Consider the following 25737-nt stretch of genomic DNA (forward strand, 5'->3'; position numbering starts at 1 on the left):
GCTGGCCTGCGTGGTTATGCGTATCCTGCTTTGCAACAAGCCCCATTCGGAGCGTCCATGAATCCCCCACCCCTGCCGCGTCGCAATCCCATCGCCAGCTTCTTCATCGGCCTGTGGGACGTGATGAATTTCACCCGCCGGTTGATCCTCAACCTGGTGTTCTTCGGGCTGTTGCTGCTGTTGTTGATGGTGTTCGTCGCCGCGATGGGCATGAGCGCCTCCTCCACCAAGGTGCTGCAGGACCGCACCACCCTGGTCATCGCCCCGGAGGGCCGGCTGGTCGAACAGTTCAGCACCGATCCGGTCAGCCGTGCGCTGGGCAAGGCGCTGGGCGACAGCAATGCCGAGGAGCTGCAGCTGCGCGACCTGATCCGCGCGATCGAGGCGGCCCGCGACGACAAGAAGATCGAACGCGTGGTGCTGAATCTGGACAAGCTCCAGCCCAGCGGCTTCGCCTCGATGCGTGAAGTGGCCGCAGCGCTGCAGGACCTGCGAGCGGCCAAGAAGCAGGTCGTCGCCTACAGCGAGAACCTGAGCCAGTCGCAGTACCTGCTGGCCGCACAGGCCGACGAGGTTTATCTCGATCCGATGGGCAGCCTGCTGCTGGAGGGCCTGGGCCGCTATCGCCAGTACTTCCGTACCGGCCTGCAGGAAAAGCTGGGCGTGGACGTGCACCTGTTCAAGGTGGGCGAGTTCAAGTCCGCTGCCGAGCCCTACGTGCTCGACGCGGCTTCACCGCAGGCCAAGGAAGCGGACCTGTTCTGGATGAACGACGTGTGGCAGCGCTACCTGGGCGACATCGCCAAGGCGCGCAAGCTTGATCCGGCGCAGTTGGCTGCCGGCATCGATACGCTGCCCGAGGGCATTGCCGCCGTCGAAGGCGACCTGGCCCGTTTCGCCCTGCAGCAGAAGCTGGTGGACGGCCTGAAGACCCGCGAAGAGGTGCAGGCGCTGCTCACCGAACGTGGCGAAGCCGACAGCGATGCCGATGGCGGGTACCGCCAGATCGCATTGAACGATTACCTGATGCAGGTCGATGCCCGCCGTTCGCCGATGGATTCGCGTCCGCAGGTGGCGGTGGTGGTGGCCGAAGGCGAAATCGCCGGTGGCGACCTGCCGGCCGGCCGTGTTGGCGGTGAGTCGACCTCGGCGCTGCTGCGTGCGGCACGCGACGATGACGATGTGAAGGCCGTGGTGCTGCGTGTGGATTCGCCGGGTGGTGAAGTGTTCGCCTCCGAGCAGATCCGTCGCGAAGTGGACGCGCTCAAGGCCGCCGGCAAGCCGGTGGTGGTGTCGATGGGTGACATGGCTGCTTCCGGTGGTTACTGGATCAGCATGAATGCCGACCGCATCTATGCCGACGAATCCACCATCACCGGCTCGATCGGCATCTTCGGCATGATCCCGAACTTCGCCCGCAGCCTGGACAAGATCGGCGTGCACACCGATGGCGTCGGCACCACGCGTTTTGCCGGTGCATTCGACGTGACCCGGCCGATGGACCCTGCCGTGGGCCAGGTGATCCAGTCGATCATCAACAAGGGCTATGCCGACTTCACCGGCAAGGTCGCCCAGGCCCGCAACAAGCCGGTCGAAGCCGTGGACGAAGTAGCCCGTGGCCGTGTCTGGAGTGGCGCGCAGGCCAAGGAGCGCGGCTTGGTGGATGAGTTCGGTGGCCTCAAGGCTGCCGTGGCCGATGCCGCCAATCGCGCCAAGCTGGGCGATGCCGAGAAGTTCCGCGTGCGTTACATCGAAAAGAGCGCAACGCCGTTCTCGCAGTTCATGACCGGCTTCGCAGGCAGCCGCATGGGCGCATGGATGCTGGCCGATTCCGGCGTGGCGCGCATGCTGCTGGCCCGTTCGATGCCCGAGCTGGACACCCAGCTGCGTTTCGTCGAGGACGCGGTGAAAGATCGCAACGGCACCCCGGTGAAGTCGCTGGCGTATTGCTTCTGCGGCTTCTAAGCGAACCGTAGGTTCGGATGCAGGCAACGCCGCCCCTGGGCGGCGTTGTTGTTTGTGCGGGAAGCTCCAGCGCAAGTGGAGCCAAGAGATCCTCTCCCGCAAGCGGAAGAGGTTGGGGTGAGGGCAGGGCGCGAAGTCCGTAAAGGCGGCACGCTGGACTGGGATGAAATCCCAACCTACGGCGTGGTGCTTGTCCCCGCCGTCGCATCCAGCGCGGCCTTCTCTGCCTTCGCAGCGTCCTCGGTCGCAGCCGCCGCTTCTTTGGCCTGCTTCAGCGGCTCGGCAATCGCCTCCCGCATCGCCGCCACCTGCGGCTCCGGGCGTCGTTCGGTTTCCGGCGGCTGCGGCTTGCCACACGCCGCCAGTAACGGCAGCGCCAACAGCATCAGGCAGTGATAAGGCTTCATCGACATGCTCCGCTGGACTCAGGCGGCTATCCTAGCGCCCATCCCCCGCAGCGTCCCTTTGCGACGCCGCATTCTGGCTTTGACGAGGAGCAGCAATGAATCCGCAGCGTTGGCGATTGGATGGGCAGACTGCGCTGGTGACCGGTGCCAGTGCCGGCATCGGCTTGGCGATCGCACGCGAGCTGCTGGGCTTCGGCGCCGACCTGCTGATCGTTGGCCGCGATGCAGACGCGCTGGAAATCGCGCGCGACGAACTGGCCGATGCCTTCCCCGAACGTGAGATCCACGGCCTGTCGGCCGACGTCTCCGACGATGAGGATCGTCACGCCATCCTCGATTGGGTCGAAGACCATTGCGATGGTCTGAATCTGCTGATCAACAATGCCGGTGGCAACATCAGCAAGCCGGCCAACGACTATTCCGAAGACGAATGGCGCGGCATTTTCGAAGGCAACCTGTTCTCGGCCTTCGAGCTGTCGCGCTACGCCTACCCGCTGCTGACCCGCCACGCATCATCGGCCATCGTCAACGTCGGCAGCGTCTCGGGCATCACCCATGTGCGCAGTGGCGTGGTCTACGGCATGACCAAGGCGGCGATGCAGCAGATGACCCGCAACCTGGCCTGCGAGTGGGCCGAGGACGGCATCCGCGTCAACTCGGTGGCGCCGTGGTACATCCGTACCCGCCGCACTTCCGGGCCGCTGTCAGACCCGGACTACTACGACGAAGTGATCGCACGCACGCCGATGCGCCGCATCGGCGAACCCGAAGAGGTGGCAGCGGCGGTCGGCTTCCTGTGCCTGCCGGCATCGAGCTACATCACCGGTGAGTGCATCGCGGTGGATGGTGGTTTCCTGCGTTACGGATTCTGAGCGCGGCTTACTTCGGTTCGGCGCAATCGCTGCTGTCCCATAGTTTCTGCAGGCGCTGATGCTCATCCTGCAGTGACTGCGCGGCCTGTGTGGAGGTGGCCGAACGCGGCGCGGTTCCGGCGTCGAGCAGGCGCTGGTGCCAGGTGGCGCAGTGCTGCGCCGGTTCGACGGCGGTGCAGGTGTCGCGCACGATTTCGCAGGCTTCACCGGCTCCGGTCTCCGGGTTGCCATCCAGGCCGGTCACCCGCAATGCCATGCAGCGGCCGGGCGGATCAGCGGTTTCGCTCAGGTAGTTCTGGCCGTCGCGCGAGCGGCATTGGAACAGCGGCGGCAGCGCCTTGCGCACAACCGGTAACGCCGGTGGTGGCTTGGGCGCGGCGACGGGGGCAGCATGTGGCGCGGCGGACAACAGCGGCAGCACCGCAGCAGGCGCGGGCGCTGGTGCTGGTGCTGGTGCTGGTGCTGGTGCTGGGGCGGGTGGCGGTGTGGCAACTGCCTGCATGACCTTGGTGGTCTGTTGCATGCCCTTGGGGCATGGCATGTTCTGCACGGTCAACGCACCGCCGACATCCGTGCAGCGATAGAAGGTCACCTCATCGGCCTGCAGTGCGCCGCAGGCCAACAACAACGCGAAGGTGAGTAGATACTTCATGTGCCGCCGCAATCCTGGTTGAGCCGTGCTTCGATGCCACGCTGCTCACGTACCAGCGTTTTGCGTTCGCTTTGCAGCGCACTGTTGTAACGGCGGATCAGTTCCCAGCGGCGGTCTTTCAGGCGCGCGCAGACTTCCTGCTGCGGCAGTGCATGACAGGCATCACGTACCAATATCGAGCCGGCCGGCACGGCAATGCCGGGCTGCCACGGCACACCACCGGCCCCCGGAGGGCGTGGCGGACGCGGGCCATGGCCGTGATGCGGCGGTACATAGCCAAACGCCCAGGTGGGTACCCAGCGCGGATTGCCTTCGTTGCTGTCGCTGGTATAGCGCTCGCCTTCGGGCGACACGCATTCGTACATCGGCTGTGGTGGTTGCACGGTGACCACGCGCACTTCGCGCTCGATCACCGGTGCCGACGTGGCGGGGGCAGGCGGCGCTGTCGCCGGCAGCGGCGCATCCTTGGGCCGGACCATGTCCAGCACCTGCTGGCGGTGGTCATCCTTGCAGGGCGCATCCTGCAGCGACACCGCACCATTGGCGCCCACGCAGCGGTAGATGCGCACGTTGCTCGACGGGGGGGGATCCACTGCCAATGCCGAGGCGGGCAGCAGGGTCAGGAGGCCGAGCAGGAGTAGGTGGGTAGGCATGGGTGCCATGGTGACACGGAGCTGCGCAGGCGGCGTGCAGGCGGCCTTGTGGTCGCCGCCGGCTTGCGCATCCTCGCGGCTCCCGCAGCAGCGGCCGGATTCAATCCCGCAGCACCTGCCCGGTGGCGGCGATGCGGATGCGGGTGGGTTGGGCCAGGCCACCGGTGGCACCGTCCAACAGCCCGTCCAGCAGACGCAGCAGTGTCGGGTCCAGTTGCACGCGCTGGCGTGCCGGCGATTCGCCGGCCAGGTTGGCACTGGTCGATACCAGCGGACCGCCCCAGGCTTTGCACAGCGCCTGCACCAGTGGGTGGGCGCTGACCCGCACCGCGATGCCGGTGTGTTCGCCGGTGATCCAGCGTGGCGCGCGGTCGCCGGCCGGCACGATCCAGGTGTTGGCGCCGGGCCAACTCTCCAGCACCGCTTGGCGCCGCTCGTCGGCCAGCGCGCCCAGGCGCACCCAGCCGTCCAGCTGCGTTGGATCGGCAGCCACCAGGATCATTCCCTTTTCGACTGGCCGCTGCTTGAGCGTCAGCAGCTTCATCACCGCCTGCTCGTTGGAGGGATCACAGCCCAGGCCCCAGACCGCTTCGGTCGGGTAGGCGATGACGCCACCGGCCTGCAGCACCGGGGCGACGGATTCCAGATCAAGTTCACGCATGGCCAGCTTCCTGTTGAATCTTCGCGCGGCGGTGCGGGCCCTTGCCTGGGACCCGCACCCCAGGCCCCGCAATGGGAATGTGAGGACTGCAAAGCATCAAGCCGCCCGGAGGCGGCCTGATGCGGGAGCGGTGATTATCCTCCTGCCGGCGTGGCAGGCGGTAACCGAGCTCAGAACGGCGGCGCGTCGTCGGCCGCGGTGCTCTTCACCGCTTTCTTGGCGACGGTCTTCTTGGTGGCCTTCTTCGCTGCCGCTTTTTTGGTCGCCGCCTTCTTTGCCGGCGCCTTCTTGGCTGCAGCCTTCTTCGGCGCGGCTTCCTTCTTCACTGCGGTCTTCTTCACCGTGGCTTTCTTGGCAGCGGTCTTCTTGCCGAAGCCCTTGCGCACCGGCTTGCCGGTATCGGCCATCAGCTGCTGCACTTCGGCCAGGGTCAGCGAGGCGGGCTCACGGTCCTTGGGGATCTTGCCGTTGAGCTTGCCGTCGCTGATGTACGGGCCAAAGCGACCATTGAGCACCTGGATGTCCGAACCCTCGAACTCCTTGATGATGCGGTTGCGGGCGATTTCTTCCTTCTCTTCGATCAGGAACACGGCACGGGCCAGATCGATCTTGTACGGGTCGTCTTCCTTGGTCAGCGAGGCATAGGTGCTGCCACGTTTGGCGAACGGACCAAAGCGGCCGATGCCCACGGTGACTTCCTCGCCATTGGCGTCCGCCCCGAGCTTGCGCGGCATGTCGAACAGCTTCAGCGCCTCGTCCAGCGAGATCGAGAAGATGCTCTGGCCCGGCTGCAGCGAGGCGAATTTGGGCTTGTCCTCGTCTTCGACGGTGCCGATCTGCACCATCGGGCCAAAGCGTCCGATGCGTGCGGTGACATCCTTGCCGCTGACCGGGTCCGGGCCCAGCACGCGCGCGCTGCCGGCATCGGTGCGGTCCAGCGATTCGCTCTTGTCGTCGACCAGCTCCTTGAACGGGCCCCAGAAGCGTTCCATCAGCGGCACCCACTCTTCTTCGCCGCGCGACACCGCGTCCAGCTCGTCTTCAAGCTTGGCGGTGAAGTCGTAATCGACGTACTGGGTGAAGTGGCTGGACAGGAACTTGCTCACCGCGCGGCCCACGTCGGTCGGCTTGAAGCTGCGGCCTTCCATCTCGGTGTACTTGCGGAACAGCAGGGTCTGGATGATCGAGGCGTAGGTCGACGGACGGCCGATGCCGTATTCCTCGAGTGCCTTGACCAGCGCCGCTTCGGTGAAGCGCGGCGGCGGCTGGGTGAAGTGCTGCTCGGCCTGGATGCGGTCCAGCGGGATGCGGTCGCCGGGCTTCATCGCCGGCAGCTTGCGGCCTTCGTCCTCGTCCTCGGCGTTCTTGCTGTCCTTGCCTTCCTCGTACACGGCCAGGAAGCCGGGCACCACCACGGTGGTGCCGCTGGCGCGGAACACATGCTCACTGCCGGCGGACAGGTCAACGCTGACGGTGTTCAAGGTGGCCGGGATCATCTGGCAGGCGACGGCGCGCTTCCAGATCAGCTCGTACAGCTTGCGCTCGTCGTCGGTGAGGTACTTGCCCACCTGGGCCGGCGTACGCAGTGCCGAGGTCGGGCGTACCGCCTCGTGGGCTTCCTGCGCGTTCTTGGATTTGGTGGTGTAGGTGTTGGGCTTGTCCGGCAGCGAGCTGGTGCCGTAATCGCGGGCGATCACGTCACGGATCTCGGCCAGCGCATCCTGCGACAGGCTCACCGAGTCGGTACGCATGTACGAGATCAGGCCGACCGTGCCTTCGTCACCGATGGCCACACCTTCGTACAGTTTCTGCGCCACCTGCATGGTCTTGCGGGTGGTGAAGCCGAGCTTGCGCGAGGCTTCCTGCTGCAGCGTGGACGTGGTGAACGGCGCGGCCGGACGGCGCTTGCGCTCCTTGCTGACCACATCGGTGACGTGCAGCGAGCCCTGCGCGGCCTGCTGGATGCGCAGGCGCGCGGCCTCGGCGGTGTCGCCGTCGGTCACGGTGAACTGTTCGAACTTCTGCCCGTCCAGCTTGATCAGGCGGGCATTGAAGTGCTGCGACGGATGCGCGCACTCGGCCTCGATGCTCCAGTACTCACGCGAGATGAAGGCTTCGATCTCCTCCTCGCGCTCGACGATCATGCGCAGCGCCGGGCTCTGCACGCGGCCGGCGGACAGGCCGCGCTGCACCTTGCGCCACAACACCGGCGACAGATTGAAGCCGACCAGGTAGTCCAGCGCACGACGCGCCTGCTGTGCATCGACCAGATCCGCGGCAATGGCGCGCGGGTGGGTCATGGCTTCCTTGATCGCGCGTGGGGTGATCTCGGTGAACACCACGCGTTGCATCGGCTTGTCGTCGACCAACCCGCGCTCTTTCAGGATCTCGGCGATATGCCAGCTGATGGCTTCTCCCTCGCGATCCGGATCGGTCGCCAGAAAGATGTCATCGGCGCCCTTTGCGGCTTTGATGATGGCTTCAACGTGCTTTTCGTTCTTCTCGATCAGGTCGTAGCGCATGGCGAAACCGTTGTCCGGATCGACCGCGCCCTCTTTGGGGACCAGATCACGCACGTGCCCATACGAGGCCAGAACCGTGAAGTCCTTGCCGAGGTATTTGTTGATCGTCTTGGCCTTGGCGGGCGATTCGACGATGAGCAGGTGCTTGGGCATGTCAGTACTTTATGGGGGCGGAAAGCGCCCCGGTGGGGGCGCTAGGGTGGCGTAAACCGGCACGATAGTGAAGCCGATGTCGCCGTTGTGCATAAATTGACGCCCGGGCAGGGGCCCGGGCGTTCAGCTTGTGCCTGTAGAGGAATCACGCCGGGACGGCCGCTGTCAAGCGCGCCCGGCGATCCGTCATTGGTTGAAGCCGGAGGCGCCGATGCTGACGGCGACGATCATCAGCACCGCCACGGCGGCCAACATCAGGCCGAACAGCGACAGGACCACGATGGTCACCGTGCCCAAACCGCGCTCCTGCCACTCAGGATGCTCGGTGAAGGCCCACTTATCCACCACGATGGTGTCGCAGATCATGTCATGCAGGCCCTGCTTGCGCTCGCTGACGCCAACCATGATCGCCGAGACCAGCATGGCCAAGCCGCAGGTGACCAGTGCCAGGCCCGCCATGGCGATGTAGCGCAGGAACGCGCGCCAGAAGCTGATGCGCTCGCCATTGACGCGCACGACCTTGGCGCCCACGGCGAGCTTGCCGAGGCTGGCCATGTTGCCGGACGACTGCATCCAGCCGAAGTAGATCGCCGGCACCAGGATGCAGATGGCGTAATAGAGTGCGTAGAAGACCAGCATTGCGCCGACGTTGGCCATCTCCGAGCCGGTCATGCTGACCACGCTCACGCCCATGACCAGCGCCAGCGGAATCAACAGCGCATACGACACCACGCCGGTGACCAGGCTGTCGATGGTCGAGGCGGCAAAGCGCCGCAGGAAACCGGCATGGACGATGTCGCCACCGGCCACCACATGGTTCGCATCGATGCTGATGCTGCCTGGCGCGGCGTACGGCGAGTGCGCGGCGGCTGACAGGATGGCCGGCTCCGGCGCTGTGCCGTTCTCGATGGCGGCGTAATCACTGCGCAGATCGATACCGGTCGTGGCCTGCACCAGCAGCTGCAGTTCCTCGGCCACGGCCGACAGTGGTTGCCACTGCGACATGCCTTCGCGCCACACCAGTGTGGTCAGGTCCAGTTCGCCCTGGCGGAATTTCTCGCGGATCGCACCGGCGTCAACCGGCCCGTGCCGCTCGCGCTGGGCGTCGGCGTAGTACCACTCACTCATTTCATTCCCCGTATAAGTTCAAGTCGTCCCGGCTCAGCCGCGGCAGCCCGGAGGCAGGTGTTTGTCGGCCACATCGGAGCTGCACTCCCAGGTGGCGGCCTGCGTATCGTAGTCGAGCCAGAGGGATTTGCCGTCAAGCAACTGCTGCTCGGGCATATGCAGTCGCGCTTCAAACCCACAATGGCCACCCTCGAAATCGCCAACGTAGACCTGCGCGATGCCATCGGCAGCATAGCTTTCCGGGTTGCCGAAACCCTCGTCGCCGTTGTTTGGGCAGCGCTCATTGCGCATGACGAAGTCGGCCACCTCGGCTTTCAGTGGCGCCAGCTGGGTTTGCACGGCGGCAACGCGTGAGCGCAGCACGTACTGTTGATACGAAGGAATCGCCAACGCCGCAAGCAAGCCGCCAATGGTCAACAGCGCCACACCCACCACTGCGGCAATGGCGCCGAAGACGACCCATCCGGAGGTGGCTGGTTTGCGCATGGGTATCGCTGGGCGCGACCGGGGAAGGGTTTGCAGCGGCGGCGGCAACGGTGGCGCGCCGGCCGGGAATACTGCAGAAGGCCGTGGCGTGAGCTCGTGCAGGCCAAGCTCATCGGCAACATTGCGCAACGGCTGCCAGTCAGTGATGCCTTCGCGCCAGACCAGCGTGTCGGCTGACAGTTGGCCGGAGCGGAACAGCGCGGCGACGTCTTCGCCTGACACCGGGCCGCGACGCTCGCGGTTGCCTTCAGCGTAGAACCATTGGTTCACTGGGTTTTCCTCATGCGTCCATGCATGGCGTGAGGCTCAGTGCAGGGGTTCGGGTTCGTCGAGGAACATCTGGGTTTCCATCCAGGCGTATGCCGCTTCGGCGCCCGGTTGGTTGAACAGCACCATCAGCACCACCCATTTCAGGTCGTCCAGATCCAGCTCGTCCTGATCCAGTGCCATCGCGCGGTCAAGCACCAGCTCGCGCTGGTCGGCGTCCAGGATGCGCTGCTGCTCCAGGAACAGCAGGAAACCGCGACACTCCACGTCCAGCTTGTCCAGCTCGGGGCCATGGAACACGCGCACCGGCCCGTCGACCCGGCCCAGGGCCACGGCCGGGCGATGCTCGGCCAAGGCGTCGAGCCAGTCGAAAGCCTTGCTGATTTCGGTGGGACTGAAACCGGCCTGGATCAGGCCGTTCTGTAGCGAGTCGCGGTCTCGGATGAGATCGGCGTCCTCGCTGAAATAGTGTTCAAACAAGTACAGCAGGACGTCCAGAATGCTCTCTTTCATTGCCCCTCGGCCTGCGCCATTGGCGCTGTGGAGGTGAAGAAACTTTAGTTGCGGGTGTAACGACCGTGTACGGACGACACTCTTCCTTCAAGTTCCATGACCAGCAGCATGGAGGACAGGCTGGCGGCCGTCAATCCAGTGCGCTCGATCAATGAATCCATACCGGTTGGGTCGAAGCCCAGTGCATTCCACAAGCGCTGGTAGTCGGGATCCGGCAGGGCGGGTGCCAGGCGGGAACCGACCGGCGCACAGGAGATGGGGGCCTGCAGACGGCTTTGCAAGGCGCTGGCCAGCTCGCCGGCCAGGTTGGCCACGCCTTCCACAATGTCGGCCGGGCGGCCGACCAGCGTGGCCCCTTCACGGATCAGGCGATGGCAACCCCGTGCCATCGGGTTGTGAATGGAGCCGGGCACGGCAAACACCTCGCGGCCTGCCTCGGCCGCCAGTCGCGCGGTGATCAGCGCGCCGGAACGCTCGGCCGCTTCAATCACCACCGTACCCAGCGCCAGCGCCGCCAGCAGCCGGTTGCGGGCTGGGAAATGACCGCTGCGCGGGGGCGTGCCGGGCAGGTATTCGCTGATTACCGCGCCCTGTGCAGCGACCAAGGCCTGCAGTTCCCGATGGTGGCGGGGGTATGTCACATCCGGCCCGGTGCCGATCACCGCGTACGTGGCGCCGCCACAGCCCAGCGCGGCGCGGTGCGCGGCCGCGTCGATGCCAGCCGCCAAGCCGCTGGCGATGGTGAGCCCGTTCTGCGCCAGTTCCGTGGCGAAATCCCGGGCGTTGTCGCGCCCGCCGGAGCTGGGCGCGCGGCTGCCGACGATGGCGATGGCCGGCGTCCACAGTTGGGTGGGGTTGCCGGCAATGAACAGCGCCAACGGTGGATTTGGGCTGTCGCGCAGCAGCGGAGGGTAGTCCGGGGCGCCCCAGCCAAGCAAATGATGATCGGGCGCCGCCAGCCAGCCTTGTGCACCTTCCAGGGCGGCGGGGTCGGGGTGGGCGAGTGCGCCACATTGTTCAGCTGTGCAGCCTGCGGCACGCCAGGCATCGATGCCGGCAGCAACCGCTGCCTCGGGATGTTCAAAGCGGTCGAGCAGGCCGCGCAATGGCAGCGCCGGCCCACCGGCGAGCAGCAGCGTGAGCAGGGTGGCGCTGTGATCTGCGGCCGGGGTGTGGTCGGGAGCTCGGAAAGGCATCCGCTAAGGGTCCAGCGCGAACAACAACGGCGCCCTCGGGCGCCGTTGTCTCACATCGTCGGAGTTTCCCCCGGCCGTCGCTTACTGCGCGTCGGGATGCTTCAGCTCGTAGCCCAGGCGGGTCGGCTTGGTGCCTTCCATGATCAGCGCGTAGCTGACCTTGTCGAACGTGCGGAACACCATCGCGTGCCCGGCATATTCATCCGGCAGCGAGACACGGCTGGCGCCATTGCGCAGTGCATCGTCCGTGCGCGAGGTGCCCATGCCCTTGACGAGGTCGTTGACATGGCTGCCGCTGCGCCAGATCGAGAACACCGTGCCGTTGTCGATGCCATCGCTGGCGCCGCCGGAAATGGCGATCACATCACGCGGGCCACCGGAGGTGAAGGTGTCGCTGATGGCAAGCACGCGCAGCTGGCCATCGGCCACCGGGTTGGCCGGTGCATGCGGAATGAACTGCAGGTCATACGGACGTGCCTGCAGCGGCAGCAGCCGGTCACCAGCACGGACTTCACGGCCGCTGTCTTCCAGGCGCAGAGTGGAGGCTTCGGTATCACCGCCAGCCACCTGGGTCAGGGTGCCGAGGTTGACCTGTGCCAGCTCGTAGCCAAGGAGCCCGCCGCGCTGATCGTTGGCGACGTAGTCCTTCCAGAGATTGCCGGAGCCGGGGATGTTGTTGCCGCGAGCATCCAGGTCATCGCTGGGCCGGGACTGGCCGTAGCGCACGGTTGGGCGCACCACGAGGTAGCGCTGGCCCGGTTGTGCGTCCTGCAGGCCGACGACATAGGCCTGGTGGCCGGCACTGGCGCGCAGGCGGTTGTCTTCCAGGCCGACGACGTAGGGCAGCTCCTTGAAACTGTCCACGACGGTCAGGTTCTTCAGGAATGGTTCGACGTCCGCCAGCGGGATGGTGTTGATCGGTGCTTCCTGGCGCGGGCCCGCCTGGGCGGTCACGCGGTCCAGGTAGGCAAGGCTCAGCACGTCACCCGGATAGATCAGGTGCGGGTTCTTCACCTGCGGGTTGGCCTGCCAGATCTCCGGCCAAAGCCACGGCTTTTTCAGGAAACGGGCCGAGATGTCCCACAGCGTGTCGCCCTTGCGCACCACGTAGGTGTCAGGGTGAGTGCCGTTCATTTCCACGGCGACGGCATAGGTCGTGACGGTCAGCAGCGCAACGGCAGCGACCGTACGGAATTGTTTCAACATGGTTTTGATCTGCCTGATTCCCCAACAGGTTGCCGCACTATATTCCAGAAAGCGGGGCGCCGGGCAAGCGCAAGCGGTAGAATTGGGACGTCTTGCCGAAATAAGCGGCATCCCTTTACCGGTACCCCCCATGGCCCTCCTGCCCATTCTCGAATTCCCGGACCCGCGCCTGCGCACCAAAGCGGCGCTGGTCGAGGCTGCCGAAGTGACCACTCCGGCCTTCCAGCAACTGCTCGATGACATGTTCCAGACCATGTACGAGGCGCCCGGCATCGGCCTGGCAGCCAGTCAGGTGGACGTGCATCAGCGTTTCATGGTCATCGACGTCAGCGAAGAGCATGACGTACCGATGGTGTTCATCAACCCGCAGATCATCAGCGCCAGCGATGGCGGCCGCGTCTACCAGGAAGGCTGCCTGTCGGTGCCCGGCATCTATGCCGATGTGACCCGCGCCGACTCCATCGTGGTGCGCTTCCTTGATCGTGAGGGCAAGCCACAGGAACTGGCCGCCGAAGGATTGCTGGCCACCTGCATCCAACACGAGATGGATCACCTCGACGGCAAGCTGTTCATCGACTACCTCTCGCCGCTCAAGCGCGAGATGGTGCGCAAGAAGCTGGCCAAGCAGCGCAAGCACGTTGCCTGAGAGCGAGGGGCGGGGAGCCGGCAACGGGGGCTGACCGATCATGGCGCTGGCTGATGCGCCGGGTACAGGTTGCCGTTCCGGATTGTTCCTCGTTGCTGCGTACGCCACTGCGACCCGCCATGCGGGTTCGTGAAGGCCGTTGCGCGCCGTCATTCTCCCTTCGTTGTTCCGCCTTCCCGGGTTCACTGCCATGAAAATCGTTTTTGCCGGTACGCCGGAATTTGCCGTCGCTTCGCTGGCTGCGGCCGCGCGCCATCACGAAGTGGTGGCGGTCTATACCCAGCCCGATCGCCCTGCCGGCCGTGGCCGCGGGCTGATGCCATCACCGGTCAAGCTTGACGCCATCGCCCGCGGCATCCCGGTGTTCCAGCCGGAATCGCTGAAGACGCCCGAAGCCCAGCAGCAGCTGCGCGAGCTGCAGCCGGACCTGATGATCGTGGTGGCCTACGGCCTGATCCTGCCCAAGGCGGTGCTGGCCATCCCCACGCATGGCTGCTGGAACGTGCATGCCTCGCTGCTGCCGCGTTGGCGTGGCGCGGCACCGATCCAGCGTGCGATCGAGGCCGGCGATGCTGAAACCGGTGTATGCCTGATGCAGATGGAAGCGGGGCTGGATACCGGCCCGGTGCTTCTGCACCAGAGCACACCGATCAGCGGGACCGACACCGGTGGCCAGTTGCATGACCGCTTGGCGCAATTGGGCGCGCAGGTACTTTCCGATGGTCTGGGCCTGCTGCGCGCCGGCATCAAGCCAATTCCTCGCCCGCAGCCTGAGGCCGGTGTCACCTACGCCCACAAGCTGGACAAGGCCGAGGCCAGGCTCGACTGGAGTCAGGACGCCGCCGCGCTGGCGCGCAAGGTGCGCGCCTTCAACCCGTGGCCGGTGGCCGAAGCCACGCTGGCTGGCGAGCGCGTGCGCATCCACGGCGCCATCGCCGTGGAAAGCAATGGTGGCAAGGCGCCGGGCACGGTGATCGCGGCCTCGCGTGACGGCATCGACATTGCCTGCGGACAGGGCGCACTGCGTCTACGCGTGGTGCAGCGTGAGGGTGGCAAGGCGATCACTGCCGCGGATTATCTGAACGCACGCCGCGACCTGCGGGTCGAGGGCTGAGCGGATGGGCACAGCAACAACTTCAACGCCATGGGGCAACAAGGGGCCAGCCCAACAACCGGGCGTGCAGACCCGCGCGCTGGCCGCCAAGGTGCTCGCGGCGGTACTGGGCCGTGGCCGTTCGCTGAAGGCCGAGTTGTCGATCGCGTTGCCAAAGCTGGATGACAGCCGTGACCGCGCGCTCCTCGAAGCCATCTGTTTCGCCGCGTTGCGCCGTCGTACCGCTTACGACCAGGCCTTGGGGCAATGGCTGCAGAAGCCGTTGGGCCCGCGTGAGGCGGACCTGCGTGGGCTGCTGATGGCGGGCTTCGCGCAGTTGGATGTACTGCAACTGCCTGCCCATGCGGCCTTGTCGGCCACCGTGGAAGCCGCGCGGGCACTGGGTCGTGAGCGACAGGCTGGCCTGGTCAACGCAGTGTTGCGTCGTGCACAGCGCGAAGGTTTTGCCGAAGCGCGTGCCGAAGATGCCTGGCCACAATGGCTGCTGGCGCAGGTGCGGCAGGACTGGCCGCAGCATGCCGATGCGATCTTCGCCAACAGCCTGCAGCCGGCGCCGTTGTGGCTGCGGGTGAATCGCCAGCAGCACAGTCGCGATGCCTATCTGGCGCAGCTGCACGAAGCCGGCATCGACGCACTGGCCGAGCCGGCGTCGGCCGATGCCATTCGCCTGCCGGTGGCGGTGCCGGTCGCAAGCCTGCCGGGCTTCGCGCAGGGCGCGGTTTCGGTGCAGGATTTCTCCGCCCAGCAGGTGGCTGATGCGCTTTCGCCGGCCGTAGGTGCGCGCGTGCTCGATGCCTGCGCCGCACCCGGCGGCAAGGCTGCACACCTGCTCGAACGCGATTCCAGCTTGCAACTGGTCGCGCTGGATGTGGATGCACGTCGTCTGCAGCGCATCCGCGAAACCTTCGCACGCACCGGTGTGGGCAGTCATGCACAGGTGCAGGCCGCCGACGCGGCCGACGTCGCTGCCTGGTGGGATGGCGTGGCGTTCGATGCGGTGTTGCTGGATGCGCCGTGTTCGGCCACGGGCATCATCCGTCGCCAGCCTGACGTGTTGCTGCACCGTCGGGCCGAGGACATCACCGCACTGGCTGCACTCCAGGCGCGTCTGCTCGACGGGTTGTGGCAGGTGCTGCGCCCGGGCGGTGTGCTGTTGTATTCGACCTGCTCGATCCTGCGCCGGGAGAACCGCCAGCAGGTCACCGAATTCCTGGCACGTACGCCGGACGCACGGCTGCAGCCGCTGGCTGATGTGTTGGGGCATGACGAAGACGGCTGTCGCCAACGGCTGCCCGGCGAGCGCGAAGGCGATGGCTTCTTCTATGCGCGCTTGGTGAAGTTGGCTGCAGGCTGAGCCAACCCCCGTCGTCATGCGGCGATGGGGGAGCGACATCGCATCGCGGGAATTACCGTGGTGGGTTGCTTGCCAGCAGCTGCTCGTAGACGGCCAGGGTGCGCTCGATGAACAGTTCCATGCCAAATTCCTCGACGGCATGTGCATGCGCGGCCACCCCCATCTGCGTGAGGGCTTCACGGTGCTGCAGCATCCAGCGCAGCGTTTCCGCCATCTCGGCGTGACCATGCACCGGCACCAGCCAGCCATCCTTGCCGTGGCGGACATTCTCCGGCAGTCCTGAGTAATCAGTGACCATCACCGGCTTGGCCATGGACATCATTTCGCGGCAGGCAAATGAAATGGCTTCGGTGGCGTGCGAGATGACGAAGCCGGCATCCAGGGCGGCCACTACCGGGCGCACGTCTTCGAGCATGCCCGGGAAGTGGAACTGTGCTTCAAGCCCGGCAGCACGCACGATGGCCAACTGGGGTTCGGTCGGTGGCTGTCCAGCGACCATGACGTGCACGCGGCGACGTTCGTCTTCGTTCAACAGCATCATTGCGCCGGCCATATCGGTCCAGCTCTTGTAGTCGGCGGTGCCGGCATTGCTGCCGATCAACAGTGCATCGACATCGGTGGTGAAGCGGCTGCGCTGGGCACGGGCATCGGCGTCGTTGAAGGGTGCGTAGTGGTGGGTGTCCACGCCGTTGTAGACAGTCTCAGGGTGGCAGACGCGATAGGGCGTGGCCTCGACCTGACGGCAGACGTATTCGCTCACCGCGATCACCTTGTCGGTGTGGAAGCGGGCGCGCCAGACATGCTGCAGGCCGTGCATCGGCTTGGTGTTGTGCTTGGTCAGTACCACCCGTGGACGCGGACTGATGCCGCGCAGCGCGGCAATGGTTATGCGGTGATCGGCCGAGCCGTTGACGTGCACGATGTCGAAGCGATGCGTACGCAGGTACTCGTGCAGTTGCCGCACGGCCGCGGCGCGCTCGCGCAGCCTGCGCAGACCGTTCGGAAATGGTTGTGCCAGGGTATGCACGCCGGGCAGCGCTGCTGATTCCAACAACAGCCGGCTGCCGGACGGCGCGGCGACGTGCACCTCATGGTGCCTGCCCAGTGCGCGCGCCAGCTCGCGTACATAGGTGGTATGGCCGCCGCCACTGCCGCTATGGAAGTTGGTGTAGAGCAGTTTCATGCGGGGTGGAATGCCTTGGGGACCTATCAGGAATGGGGAGGTGCCTGCGATGGCGCGACATGGCCATCGATGCCGTTCTCGCAGCGGGTGATCTTCCGGGTACGGGTGGCATGGAACAAGCGATTGTTCGGGAGATCCATGTCGTCCACGTCGGGAGGCGCGCGCGAGTTGTGCCACAGGTGCACCGCCAGCGCGGCCCATTTGAGGCCGCGCCGCTGCAGCCCGCTGTTTTCCAGGCGTACCGCCAACTCGCGGTCTTCGGCGCCGTAGCCTTCCATCCGCTCATCAAAACCGTTGGTCTGGATCAGGTCCTGGCGCCAGAAACTCATGTTGCAGCTCATCACCCTGCCACCGTTGCGCGAACGGGCTTTCAGCTTGGCCAGCAGTGGTTGGTGGAAAGCATACAGGCGCTGGGTGCCATCGAATTCGTGGAAGTGCGCATCCGACCAGGGGGCGAATACCGGTCGACCACCCGACAGCAGTCGCGTGCTCTCGGCGATGCTGGCCTTCAGTCGACCGCCCTGCAGGAAAAAGCCGGGCTCGGCGAAGCGCTCGTGATCGCCGACGAAAGCCGGATGCAGGATCATGTCACCGTCGAGCAGGATCACGTAGTCGCCGCTGCTCGCGGCAATGGCCTTGTTGCGGCACCGCGCGGCTCGGAAGCCCTTGTCTTCCTGCCAGAGGTGCATGACCGGCATCGGCAGCAGGCTTTGCCAACGCGAAATCACCGCGGCGGTCGCGGGGCCGGATCCGTCATCGGCGATGAGCACCTCATCCGGCTGCCGTCGCTGGGCGGCAATGCTCTCCAGTACACGCTCCAGTGCGTCTGGCCAGTTGTAGGTGAGAACTACAAGCGAGATTTTCATTGGACGGGGCGGCGTTTGATGGCTACCGGAGACAGCGACAAACTCAATGCCAGCGGCAGCCACAGGATCAACCAGCCCGGGCGGGGGCTGTCGATCAGGTGTGGCAGGTCGAACTGCACCATCACCGAGGCAAACAGCCACAGCCCCAGGATCACGCGGCCCAGCGGCTCCTGGCGGAAGTGCCACGCGCGCCAGCCCAGGCCCAGCCAGACCGCCAGCCATAACAGCAGGCCGGGCAGCCCCAGCTCCACCGCGACCTGGGTGAACAGATTATGGGTATGGACCTGGAACATGCCGGTACCGGCTTCCACGGGAATCGTGAAGCTGGCTCCCAGCCCCCAGCCCAGCCACGGATGCTGTGCAATCAGCCCGAGGGCGTATTCGAAAATCTGCGGTCGGAACGACAGGCCGCGCTCGGTCAGCTCCGGGTAAGCCGCAATGGCCACGCCCAGTGCGACGGCGAACAGCAGCACCAGACGCTGCCAGGCACGTTCACTACGGCGTACCGCCAGCAAAACAAACACCGCGGTGAACAGGGCAATCCACGCGCTGCGAGAGTAGGTGAGCAGCAGGCTGGTGGCCATCAACGCCATCGCCAGCCATTTGAGCAGGCGGTGGCCTGTGCGCTGGAAGCGCCATGGCCACAGCCAGAGAATGCCAGCGCCCATGGCCGCGCCGATCAGGTTGGCGTTGGCCATCACGCCGAAGCCGATCAGTCTGTCGCCAGCCGGGGAGTAGAGCGCGAACTTGACCATCGCTGCCACGGCGGTCGCGGTCAGTACGCCAGCGCCACACAGCAGCAGTCCGCGCTGCCGACGAGGATCATTGCCAAGCCCCTGCACGACGGCGAACAGGAACAGCAGCACGGTCAGCAAGCGCAGAAACTCATCGGCAGGCCGTCGCGCGTTGCTCCAGACCAGGCTTACCGTGGCCCAGCCGAACAACGCCAGCAGCATTGGCATCAGCGGTCGCCTGGCGAACTCCAGCCAACGGCCCGGGTGGGCGAAACCAATGATCAGGGCAGGCAGATAGAGCGACACGACCAACAGGTGCTGGAAGGGCCGGCTAGGGTTGAAAGACGGGCCGGCGGGCAGCGCGCACATTCCGGCGATGAGCAGCAGCAACCCCGCCCAGAGCAGATTGCGCCCGTAGCGGGGGGCAGGATTGGAGGGGAGTGCCGGCAAGGTCGTGCCTGGGACTGCGCCCTGGCCCACGGCAGGCGTCGGGGCGTGCGCGGACGCGCGTTCAGGGCGGCTCATGAAACAGAGCGCAGATCTGAGGGCTGCGTGGTGAATTCGGCTGCATGGCGGTCAAGGCCATGCTCGCAGCGCACCCGTCGCGCGTCCCGGCTCGCATAGAGCAACTGGTTGTTGGGCAGTTCCGGCGCACTGGGATCCGGCGGTGCCGAACTGCGGTGTTCCAGATGCAGGGCCAATGCCGCGAACTTGATCTGGCGGCGGCGTAATCCGGCCTGCCGCAGGCGCTCGTCCAGTTCCAGGTCCTCGCTGCCATAGCCGACCATGCGCTCGTCATAGCCGTTGACGGCAAGCAGATCCTTGCGCCAGAAGCTCACATTGCAGCCCATCGGATGCCCGGATGCCCGGGACTTCAGTTCCGCCAGCCATGGAATCCGCAAGGTGTGGTGACGACGGCCGAAGTGATAGGTGCTGCGGTCCCCCTCCTTGCGGAAGTAAGCGTCCACCGACAAGCCGAACTTTGGGGTGCCACCGGAGAGCAGGCGGGCGGTCTCCGCATCGGTGGTGCGGATGCGGGTGCCCTGCAGGAACGCACCGGGCCGTGCCAGGCGCATGTGATCGGCGATGAAATGCGGGTGCATGATCATGTCGCCGTCCAGCTGGATCAGATAGTCACCCCGTGCGGCAGCGATGCCGCGGTTGCGGCAGCGGGCCAGGCGGAAGCCATCATCGGGTTGCCACACATGCCTGAGCGGAACCGGAAAGCTGCCGGCCATGGCGTGCAGAAGTTCGGCGGTATCCTCCCGCGAGCCATCGTCTGCGACGATCACTTCATCGGGAAGCCGGCTCTGCCGGGCTGCGCTGTGAAGAACCAGGGCCAATGCCTCTTTCCAGTTGTACGTGGAAACCATGAGGGAGACGGTGGAGCTTGGTGCCGACATGACATTACTCAAGAGGTGACTCCCGCCAGCCGGCTGGAGTGGGTAAAAATTTTAACCTAAGGCCCGAATCATGAAGAAAACCGGGTGTGCAGGGGCTGAAGAGAAGGATGAACGGGATGATGGGGGCGTTGAGTGGTATTTCGCCCCATGAACATCCCGTTGTTGGCATTCAGCGCCTGGTATTGCCCGTTTGGGGGTGTGGTGATCGCAGGCATTCAGTGCCGGCAGGGGGCGGGAGCGGGGGCGTCGCCACGGCCACCGGCTGCCCGTTCTGGAGCAGCCACAGCATGATGGTTTTCTGGCGGACGTAATTGGCGCTGACGAAGGCTTCGATCAGGCCGGGCCAGCCGTCCAGGAAGCCGCGTTTGAACACGTAGCTGCGGAAGAAGCGCCAGGTCGGGGAAATGATCAGCTTGCCCAGGCTGGCGTGCTTGCCGCGACTGAACTCGTGCTCGGCCATCATCCGTGCGTATTTCTGCTTCTTGTCCAGCAACTGCAGGAAGCTGCGGTAGGGGTGGTGCAGCAGGTCGCCCTGGAGCAGGGCGATCGGGCCATCCACCGATACCGCTTCGTGAATCTCGCGGTCGCCGCGCCAGCCCCCATGGCGGCGGTCGAACAGCCGCAGCACGCGGTCCGGGTAGGCGGTGCCATGGCGCAGGAAACGGCCGAAGTATTCCGAGCAGCGGGCGAAGCGGTAGCCCTTGGCACGCGGGAAGCCGGCATCGCGTTCGGCCTCGATGGCAGTGCGCAATGCCGCATCCACACGTTCGTCGGCGTCCAGGCACAGTACCCAGTCGTGGCTGGCCTGATCCACAGCGAAAGCCTTCTGGCTGCGGAAGCCATCGAAGGCGCGTTGCAGCACGCGTGCACCGGCTGCTTCGGCGACCGCCACGGTGGCATCGGTCGAGAATGAATCCACCACCACGATCTCGTCGCAGAACGCCAATGAGGCCAGGCAGTCGCCAATCCGGTCGGCTTCGTTGAAGGCGATGATGCAGGCCGACAGCTGGGGGCGTTGGGCGGTTGCGGACGATTGAGGGTTGGGCATGGGGCCGTCTGGCGCGGGTGACCGGACCAAAGCCTAGCAGCGACGTTGCCTGCTGGCGATGCGATAATCGGCCGCATATCCCGGATATTCAGGAGTTTTGACCGTGCCACGCCACTATCTGCTGTACGGCTCCGAGCGCTACGCGCTGGCCATCCTCCGGCCGGTGCAGGCGGCGATCCGGGCCCGCGGCGACGAGGCGGCATGGTTCTTCGATGGCCCCGGTGCGGAAGATCTCGCTGCCGATGAAACCCTGCTGACGGTGCAGCAGGTGCGCGAATGGAACCCGTATGCGGTGATCACCTCGTCCAACGCGGTGCCGCATTTCTTCCCGGGCGTGAAGGTGGAAACCTTCCATGGCTTCGATGCCGGCAAGCCGCGCCATATCTATGTGCGTGGTTTCTTCGACCTGTACTGCACCACCGGCCCGCGCGATACGGCCGCGTTCTCCGCGTTGTCCAAGGAGCTGGGGCACTTCTCGGTGGTGGAAACCGGGTTCCCCAAGATCGACCCGTTCATGAGCCAGCTGCACGACCAGCCGGAGCCGGTGCGTGAGCCGCCAGTGATCCTTTACCACTCCACGTTCTCACCGTCGTGGAGTGCGGCCGGCATCCTGCACGACGAGATCAAGCGCCTGTCGCAGACCGGCGAGTGGCGCTGGATCGTCACTTTCCACCCGAAGATGGACCCGGAAGTGGTGGCCAAGTACCGCGCGCTGGAAGGCCCGTACCTGCGCTTTGCCGACGACGACAACATCCTGGACCTGTTCCCGCAGGTGGACATGATGTGCTCGGACACGTCCTCGGCGCTCAACGAATTCCTGCTGACCTATAAGCCGGTGGTGACGTTCAAGAACCGCCGCCCGGGTCCGCAGTTGCTGGATATCGACGATCCGGCCGAGTTTGAAGGCGCGATCCGCACCGCACTGTCGCGTCCGCCGGCGTTGATGGCGGCCGTGCGTGAGTTCGCCGATCAGCTGCATCCGTACCGCGATGGCAAGTCCAGTGACCGGATCCTGGATGCAATTGATGCCTTTGTCGCCAAGGGGGCGCGCAACCGTCGGCCCAAGCCGATGAACCTGTGGCGCAAGATCAAGCTGCGCAAGCGCATTGGTTATTGGGGCCCGGCACGGACCTGAGGGCTGGTTGGGGTTTGCGGGGTTTGTGCGTGCTACGGAGTGGGTTCTGCGGGATCTGATGCGCTGGACAGGGATTGACTCCGCTCGTTCCTCTCCCCAACCCCTCTCCTGCAAAGGGAGAGGGCGCGAACGGAGCCTGCAGCCCTCACCAGCGCAACTTGCGTCGCGCCATCTCCCGGCCAAGCTGTTCCATCAGTTCCCGCGCGCGCTGTTCTTCCAGAAAGCGAAGTTGCAACGCTGGCGCACCGAGCGCGCCGGCCGTATCCAGCGTAAGCGTGGCGGTGCCGAAGCGGCGGTCCAGTGGCGAACGGTCCAGACGCAGTGCCTGCAGCTTGTCCAATTCGGCAATGCGCCACCAGCGGTTCCACCAGCCGCCGCGCACGGCCACGCGCTGTGCGTCGATGTTGTAGGCCATGCGCGTGACTTGCCGGTGCGCTTTGAATGCCGACCATGGCAACCACAGCAAGGGCAGCAGACCCCATGGGCCGGTTTCATAAGTCAGCAGGGCTGCCAATGCGCTGGTCACGACCAGGGCCGGCAGGCATAGCCGCCACCAGCCGCGTGTGGATACCGCATGCCATTGCGACGGCGGCCACTGCAGCTGCGGCAGCAGATGTTGCAGCAATCCATCACAGGCGTCCGGCGTTGCCAGTGGCGCCAGTTCCTTCAGTGCGCGCCCCTGCTTTTCCTCGTTGCCGCCACCGCTGGCGATATCCACGCGCAGCTGGCGACGTCCGAACAGGCGATGCAGCGCGCCTTCGCGCAGCGTCCATGCCTGGATGCGGCGACGTGCGACGCTGCTGCGCAGCCGGGTCAGCAGCCCGCGTTCCACGGTCAAGCGTTGGTCCGCTTCGCTCAGGCGGAAGCCGTGGTATTGCACGATCGCCAGGCCGATCGACATCAACCACATCAACAGCAGGACGGTAACCAACAACGCGACGCCGCTGGCAACCAGTGTGGTGGTGCCCAGGTGCAACTGACTGGCATAGCCGACGGCCTGCTTGCCCTGCTGCTCGATGAAATTCTCGGTGATGTCGCGCGGCAGCATCTGGTAAAGCGCGCCGATGGCCGCCGCAACCACCACCATGGCGCGGTTGGAGATCAGCCCAAGCCGCACCAGTTCGGGCAGGCGCAGGGCCAGCAGTTCGTCATTTGGCGGGGGCGCATCACCTTCGCCCGCGGTGACATCCCCGCGCTGCCGGATCAGTTGTTCAAGTTCCAGCGCCTGCGCCAGCTTGAGCACGCGCATCTGCGCTTCGGGCTTGTCGCCCGCCGCCGATTCCAGGCGTAGTTCGGCCACGCCGAACAGGCGGTGCAGCAGACTCTGGTGAACCACCACGTTGTGGATGCGGGCGAAGGGAATCTCGCGCCGGGTGCGCTCGAAGATGCCGCTGCGGATGATCAGCCGGTCAGTGCTGATGCGGTAGCGGTAGGTCAGGTACTGCAGCAGCGCGGTGGCGACCAGTGCCACCACCACGATCAACGGCGCCCATTGGTAGAACAGGTTTTCTTCCTGTCGACGGCTGCCGAAAACCAGCAGTGCCACCAGCGGCAGCAGCAGTTGTTGAATCTGCTGTTGCAGCACGAACAGCCACGACCACGGATGCAGCCGCTGTTCGTCGTCGGTCGAAACAAGGGGCGCGCTCACAACGCGTCGTCATGGTCGAGCTGATGGGCAAGTTGATCGCGCAGGCGCTCGGCGTCGGCATAGTCCAGGCCGGAGATGGCCACGGTGTTCATGCGCGTGCCGGCGGTATGCACGATGAGCGTGGCCAGGCCGGCCATGCGCTGCAGCGGGCCGCGCTGCAGATCCAGGTGCTGCACGCGCGAGACCGGGACACGGCTTTCGCTTTGCCACATATGGCCGCGGCGGACGCCCAATGCCTGGCTGTCCAGTTGCCAGAACGTGAGCTGGTGCCGGCGTCGGCCCATCCATGCGCCCAGCAACAAACCTGTCACCGCGCCTGCCAGTGCTGCGAGCAACCAGTGTGGATAGTGCAGTGCGAACGCCAGCACGCCGGCAGCAGCGGCGAAGGGGAGGGCGGTCGCCACACCGGCACCGAGGGCGGCAAACAATGCGCCGCGTGGTGGCAATGACTGCCATCGGGTGTCGGCGGCGACGGATTCGGGCAGTGCTGGGGGCTCGGTCATTCGCCGACGATAGCTTTAGTGGGGCGGTGAGTGAAGGGATTGCCGCGTGGGGGAAGGCAAAAGCCACCGCACATCCCCTTCGCCTACGACGAAAGTGAGGGAGACAAACAGGCTTCTGCGAAAAATGGGGGGCTGTTGCTTTTCACCCCGGCCCTTTCGCAATGGGCGAAGGGCCGGTTGGGGGTGAGGGGTTCTGACCTTGGCTCCCGCTCACCCTCTCAACTCATTGCGGCGTCACTGCGCCGCCATGATCAGCGCATCCACATCCAGGTGATGGCCGGCACGTGCGGCCTTGGTGCGCAGATACTGTTCGTTCTCGGCAGTGATTTCGCCGGTTACCGGGACGCAGCCCACCACTTCGATGCCGGCATTGCGCAGCCGTTGGACCTTGGTGGGGTTGTTGGTCAGCAGTTGGATGCGCTCCACGCCCAGGGCGCGCAGCATCGCCACGGCGCTGCCGTAGCGGCGCCCGTCGGCACCGAAGCCAAGCAGGGCATCGGCGTCGATGGTGTCCAGGCCTTCGTGTTGATAGCCGTAGGCGCGCATCTTGGCGGCGATGCCGGTACCCCGGCCTTCTTGGTCCAGATACAGCAGGATGCCGCCGCCCAGTTCCTTGAGCGTGTGCAGGCCGCGGCGCAGTTGATCGCCGCAATCGCACTTGAGCGAACCGAACAGATCACCGGTCAGGCAGGACGAATGCACCCGCACCGGCACGGTGCCTTTCAGGTCCGGGTTGCCGACGATCACTGCCACCTGGTCGCGCTGGGCCACGCCGCCACGGAACACGGCGAACTCACTCATGCCGACATCGCGCAGCGGCACGGGTGAGCGGGTGACCAGTTCGTAGTCCTGCCCGGCCTGTTGTGCGCCGTCGCGCAGGTCATTGAAGCTCAGCTGCAGGCAGCCATCGAACGGCGTGCTGCCGGTGCCCAGCTCCACCGACACCATGGCCGGCAGCAGCAGCCCCAGCCGGGCGACCTCGACGCAGGCAGCGTCCATGTCGTTGCCGGCGATGGGGTTGCCTTCGGGGGCGACGGCATCGCGCAGGTACGCCAGCGCGGGAAGCGTGGTGAAGGCATGCCCGGCCAGCGGGATGCGGATGCCCTGCTCGCCGGCGATGCCCAGGGTCTGGGCGCGTGGCGCGGTCAGGTGCAGATAATGCTGTTGCGCCGCTGCCTCGGCGAACGCCTCGAAACCTGCCGGTGAGCTGCTGTCCAGCGCGGTGGTCGCCACGCGGCGCGGGCCATCGGCGATCACCACGGGCCGGCCAGCGCGGAGTTCGGCGGCGGCGCGTTCGCAGCGGATGGCCGCGGTTTCGCTGAAAGCAGCGGGAGAAACGGGGGAGGGGGACTGGGCGCTCATCGCTGTCCTTATGGGGGTCGCCGGCCGGGGATTCAATCAACAGGCTGACGACGCTGTGTT

General features: G+C 65.6%; 24 protein-coding genes. 6 read left to right on the forward strand and 18 right to left on the reverse strand.

Translation table 11 applies throughout. From position 1 onward, the window contains the following. The first annotated feature begins 57 nt into the window (after window positions 1–57). Window positions 58–1965, forward strand: coding sequence for a signal peptide peptidase SppA (gene sppA, locus ABB26_RS03480; protein WP_057632184.1), 1908 nt, complete (start codon window positions 58–60; stop codon window positions 1963–1965). Window positions 1966–2141: 176 nt separating this feature from the next. On the opposite strand, the gene ABB26_RS03485 is transcribed toward sppA, so the two are convergent. Next, window positions 2142–2372, reverse strand: a complete 231-nt coding sequence (locus ABB26_RS03485) for a hypothetical protein (protein ID WP_057632185.1) — start codon at window positions 2370–2372, stop codon at window positions 2142–2144. A 95-nt stretch (window positions 2373–2467) separates the two neighbouring features. Between ABB26_RS03485 and ABB26_RS03490 the strand changes: the two genes are divergently transcribed. Beyond that, window positions 2468–3244, forward strand: a complete 777-nt coding sequence (locus ABB26_RS03490) for an SDR family oxidoreductase (RefSeq protein WP_057632186.1) — start codon at window positions 2468–2470, stop codon at window positions 3242–3244. A gap of 7 nt (window positions 3245–3251) precedes the next feature. On the opposite strand, the gene ABB26_RS19110 is transcribed toward ABB26_RS03490, so the two are convergent. The 9 genes from ABB26_RS19110 to ABB26_RS03535 form a co-directional block, all read right to left on the reverse strand. Further along, window positions 3252–3896 (reverse strand): hypothetical protein, encoded by a 645-nt coding sequence (locus tag ABB26_RS19110; RefSeq protein WP_057632187.1) that lies wholly within the window; start codon window positions 3894–3896, stop codon window positions 3252–3254. Beyond that, window positions 3893–4549, reverse strand: coding sequence for a DUF4124 domain-containing protein (locus ABB26_RS03500; protein WP_057632245.1), 657 nt, complete (start codon window positions 4547–4549; stop codon window positions 3893–3895). Before ABB26_RS03500 ends, ABB26_RS19110 begins: the two co-directional genes overlap by 4 nt. Before the next feature lie 100 nt (window positions 4550–4649). Continuing rightward, window positions 4650–5210 carry an L-threonylcarbamoyladenylate synthase type 1 TsaC gene (gene tsaC / locus ABB26_RS03505; RefSeq protein ID WP_057632188.1) on the reverse strand — a complete coding sequence of 187 codons (561 nt, stop codon included), beginning with the start codon at window positions 5208–5210 and terminating at the stop codon, window positions 4650–4652. A 170-nt stretch (window positions 5211–5380) separates the two neighbouring features. After that, the gene (locus ABB26_RS03510; protein WP_057632189.1) at window positions 5381–7885 is read right to left on the reverse strand and encodes a DNA topoisomerase I; all 2505 of its coding nucleotides are present in this window, start codon (window positions 7883–7885) and stop codon (window positions 5381–5383) included. 186 nt (window positions 7886–8071) lie between these two features. Continuing rightward, complete coding sequence (locus ABB26_RS03515; protein ID WP_057632190.1) at window positions 8072–9013, reverse strand: RDD family protein; 942 nt, start codon at window positions 9011–9013, stop codon at window positions 8072–8074. Window positions 9014–9046: 33 nt separating this feature from the next. Further along, window positions 9047–9769, reverse strand: a complete 723-nt coding sequence (locus ABB26_RS03520; protein WP_057632191.1) for a GYF domain-containing protein — start codon at window positions 9767–9769, stop codon at window positions 9047–9049. 36 nt (window positions 9770–9805) lie between these two features. Beyond that, a complete protein-coding gene (locus ABB26_RS03525) occupies window positions 9806–10279 on the reverse strand; it encodes a DUF494 family protein (protein ID WP_057632192.1) in 474 nt (157 codons plus the stop codon). Window positions 10280–10323: 44 nt separating this feature from the next. After that, entirely contained in the window at window positions 10324–11475 is a 1152-nt protein-coding gene (gene dprA / locus ABB26_RS03530) for a DNA-processing protein DprA (RefSeq protein WP_057632193.1), read from the reverse strand. Between the two features lie 81 nt (window positions 11476–11556). After that, window positions 11557–12681, reverse strand: a complete 1125-nt coding sequence (locus ABB26_RS03535) for a LysM peptidoglycan-binding domain-containing protein (protein ID WP_057632194.1) — start codon at window positions 12679–12681, stop codon at window positions 11557–11559. A 130-nt stretch (window positions 12682–12811) separates the two neighbouring features. On the opposite strand from ABB26_RS03535, the gene def reads away from it, so the two are divergent. The 3 genes from def to rsmB all read left to right on the forward strand — a co-directional run bounded on the left by def (window position 12812) and on the right by rsmB (window position 15795). Continuing rightward, complete coding sequence (gene def / locus ABB26_RS03540; protein WP_057632195.1) at window positions 12812–13327, forward strand: peptide deformylase; 516 nt, start codon at window positions 12812–12814, stop codon at window positions 13325–13327. A 190-nt stretch (window positions 13328–13517) separates the two neighbouring features. After that, window positions 13518–14441, forward strand: coding sequence for a methionyl-tRNA formyltransferase (gene fmt, locus ABB26_RS03545; RefSeq protein ID WP_057632196.1), 924 nt, complete (start codon window positions 13518–13520; stop codon window positions 14439–14441). Between the two features lie 4 nt (window positions 14442–14445). Continuing rightward, the gene (rsmB, locus tag ABB26_RS03550) at window positions 14446–15795 is read left to right on the forward strand and encodes a 16S rRNA (cytosine(967)-C(5))-methyltransferase RsmB (protein WP_057632197.1); all 1350 of its coding nucleotides are present in this window, start codon (window positions 14446–14448) and stop codon (window positions 15793–15795) included. 52 nt (window positions 15796–15847) lie between these two features. Here the strand turns inward: rsmB and ABB26_RS03555 are convergent, their stop codons facing one another. The 5 genes from ABB26_RS03555 to ABB26_RS03575 all read right to left on the reverse strand — a co-directional run bounded on the left by ABB26_RS03555 (window position 15848) and on the right by ABB26_RS03575 (window position 21029). Beyond that, window positions 15848–16978, reverse strand: coding sequence for a glycosyltransferase family 4 protein (locus ABB26_RS03555; protein ID WP_083490667.1), 1131 nt, complete (start codon window positions 16976–16978; stop codon window positions 15848–15850). Window positions 16979–17004: 26 nt separating this feature from the next. Next, on the reverse strand, window positions 17005–17844 hold the full coding sequence (locus ABB26_RS03560; RefSeq protein ID WP_057632198.1) for a glycosyltransferase family 2 protein: 840 nt from the start codon (window positions 17842–17844) through the stop codon (window positions 17005–17007). Beyond that, the gene (locus tag ABB26_RS03565) at window positions 17841–18884 is read right to left on the reverse strand and encodes an O-antigen ligase family protein (RefSeq protein WP_161809005.1); all 1044 of its coding nucleotides are present in this window, start codon (window positions 18882–18884) and stop codon (window positions 17841–17843) included. The genes ABB26_RS03560 and ABB26_RS03565 overlap by 4 nt, the downstream gene beginning before the upstream one ends. A gap of 215 nt (window positions 18885–19099) precedes the next feature. Then, window positions 19100–19981, reverse strand: coding sequence for a glycosyltransferase family 2 protein (locus ABB26_RS03570; RefSeq protein ID WP_057632200.1), 882 nt, complete (start codon window positions 19979–19981; stop codon window positions 19100–19102). Window positions 19982–20150: 169 nt separating this feature from the next. Next, window positions 20151–21029, reverse strand: coding sequence for a glycosyltransferase family 2 protein (locus ABB26_RS03575; protein ID WP_057632201.1), 879 nt, complete (start codon window positions 21027–21029; stop codon window positions 20151–20153). A 103-nt stretch (window positions 21030–21132) separates the two neighbouring features. On the opposite strand from ABB26_RS03575, the gene ABB26_RS03580 reads away from it, so the two are divergent. Then, a complete protein-coding gene (locus ABB26_RS03580; RefSeq protein WP_057632246.1) occupies window positions 21133–22164 on the forward strand; it encodes a CDP-glycerol glycerophosphotransferase family protein in 1032 nt (343 codons plus the stop codon). Window positions 22165–22309: 145 nt separating this feature from the next. Here ABB26_RS03580 and ABB26_RS03585 read toward each other — a convergent pair whose 3' ends face one another. The 3 genes from ABB26_RS03585 to ribA form a co-directional block, all read right to left on the reverse strand. Continuing rightward, window positions 22310–23812, reverse strand: a complete 1503-nt coding sequence (locus ABB26_RS03585) for a PH domain-containing protein (RefSeq protein ID WP_057632202.1) — start codon at window positions 23810–23812, stop codon at window positions 22310–22312. Then, window positions 23809–24315, reverse strand: coding sequence for a PH domain-containing protein (locus ABB26_RS03590; RefSeq protein ID WP_057632203.1), 507 nt, complete (start codon window positions 24313–24315; stop codon window positions 23809–23811). Before ABB26_RS03590 ends, ABB26_RS03585 begins: the two co-directional genes overlap by 4 nt. A gap of 234 nt (window positions 24316–24549) precedes the next feature. After that, on the reverse strand, window positions 24550–25677 hold the full coding sequence (gene ribA, locus ABB26_RS03595) for a GTP cyclohydrolase II RibA (protein WP_057632204.1): 1128 nt from the start codon (window positions 25675–25677) through the stop codon (window positions 24550–24552). Between the last annotated feature and the right edge of the window lie 60 nt (window positions 25678–25737).

Source organism: Stenotrophomonas humi (assembly GCF_001431415.1).
In the GTDB taxonomy this organism is placed as follows: domain Bacteria; phylum Pseudomonadota; class Gammaproteobacteria; order Xanthomonadales; family Xanthomonadaceae; genus Stenotrophomonas; species Stenotrophomonas humi.

Excerpts from the sequence above, each read along its gene's own strand:
- ABB26_RS03590 (WP_057632203.1), bottom strand. The coding sequence starts at position 24,315 with ATGACCGAGCCCCCAGCACTGCCCGAATCCGTCGCCGCCGACACCCGA.
- tsaC (WP_057632188.1), bottom strand. The coding sequence starts at position 5,210 with ATGCGTGAACTTGATCTGGAATCCGTCGCCCCGGTGCTGCAGGCCGGT.
- ABB26_RS03560 (WP_057632198.1), bottom strand. The coding sequence starts at position 17,844 with ATGAAAATCTCGCTTGTAGTTCTCACCTACAACTGGCCAGACGCACTG.
- ABB26_RS03525 (WP_057632192.1), bottom strand. The coding sequence starts at position 10,279 with ATGAAAGAGAGCATTCTGGACGTCCTGCTGTACTTGTTTGAACACTAT.
- ribA (WP_057632204.1), bottom strand. The coding sequence starts at position 25,677 with ATGAGCGCCCAGTCCCCCTCCCCCGTTTCTCCCGCTGCTTTCAGCGAA.
- sppA (WP_057632184.1), top strand. The coding sequence starts at position 58 with ATGAATCCCCCACCCCTGCCGCGTCGCAATCCCATCGCCAGCTTCTTC.
- ABB26_RS03535 (WP_057632194.1), bottom strand. The coding sequence starts at position 12,681 with ATGTTGAAACAATTCCGTACGGTCGCTGCCGTTGCGCTGCTGACCGTC.
- ABB26_RS03570 (WP_057632200.1), bottom strand. The coding sequence starts at position 19,981 with ATGTCGGCACCAAGCTCCACCGTCTCCCTCATGGTTTCCACGTACAAC.
- ABB26_RS03500 (WP_057632245.1), bottom strand. The coding sequence starts at position 4,549 with ATGCCTACCCACCTACTCCTGCTCGGCCTCCTGACCCTGCTGCCCGCC.
- ABB26_RS03510 (WP_057632189.1), bottom strand. The coding sequence starts at position 7,885 with ATGCCCAAGCACCTGCTCATCGTCGAATCGCCCGCCAAGGCCAAGACG.
- rsmB (WP_057632197.1), top strand. The coding sequence starts at position 14,446 with ATGGGCACAGCAACAACTTCAACGCCATGGGGCAACAAGGGGCCAGCC.
- ABB26_RS03555 (WP_083490667.1), bottom strand. The coding sequence starts at position 16,978 with ATGAAACTGCTCTACACCAACTTCCATAGCGGCAGTGGCGGCGGCCAT.
- ABB26_RS03490 (WP_057632186.1), top strand. The coding sequence starts at position 2,468 with ATGAATCCGCAGCGTTGGCGATTGGATGGGCAGACTGCGCTGGTGACC.
- fmt (WP_057632196.1), top strand. The coding sequence starts at position 13,518 with ATGAAAATCGTTTTTGCCGGTACGCCGGAATTTGCCGTCGCTTCGCTG.
- ABB26_RS03515 (WP_057632190.1), bottom strand. The coding sequence starts at position 9,013 with ATGAGTGAGTGGTACTACGCCGACGCCCAGCGCGAGCGGCACGGGCCG.
- ABB26_RS03575 (WP_057632201.1), bottom strand. The coding sequence starts at position 21,029 with ATGCCCAACCCTCAATCGTCCGCAACCGCCCAACGCCCCCAGCTGTCG.
- dprA (WP_057632193.1), bottom strand. The coding sequence starts at position 11,475 with ATGCCTTTCCGAGCTCCCGACCACACCCCGGCCGCAGATCACAGCGCC.
- def (WP_057632195.1), top strand. The coding sequence starts at position 12,812 with ATGGCCCTCCTGCCCATTCTCGAATTCCCGGACCCGCGCCTGCGCACC.
- ABB26_RS03485 (WP_057632185.1), bottom strand. The coding sequence starts at position 2,372 with ATGAAGCCTTATCACTGCCTGATGCTGTTGGCGCTGCCGTTACTGGCG.
- ABB26_RS19110 (WP_057632187.1), bottom strand. The coding sequence starts at position 3,896 with ATGAAGTATCTACTCACCTTCGCGTTGTTGTTGGCCTGCGGCGCACTG.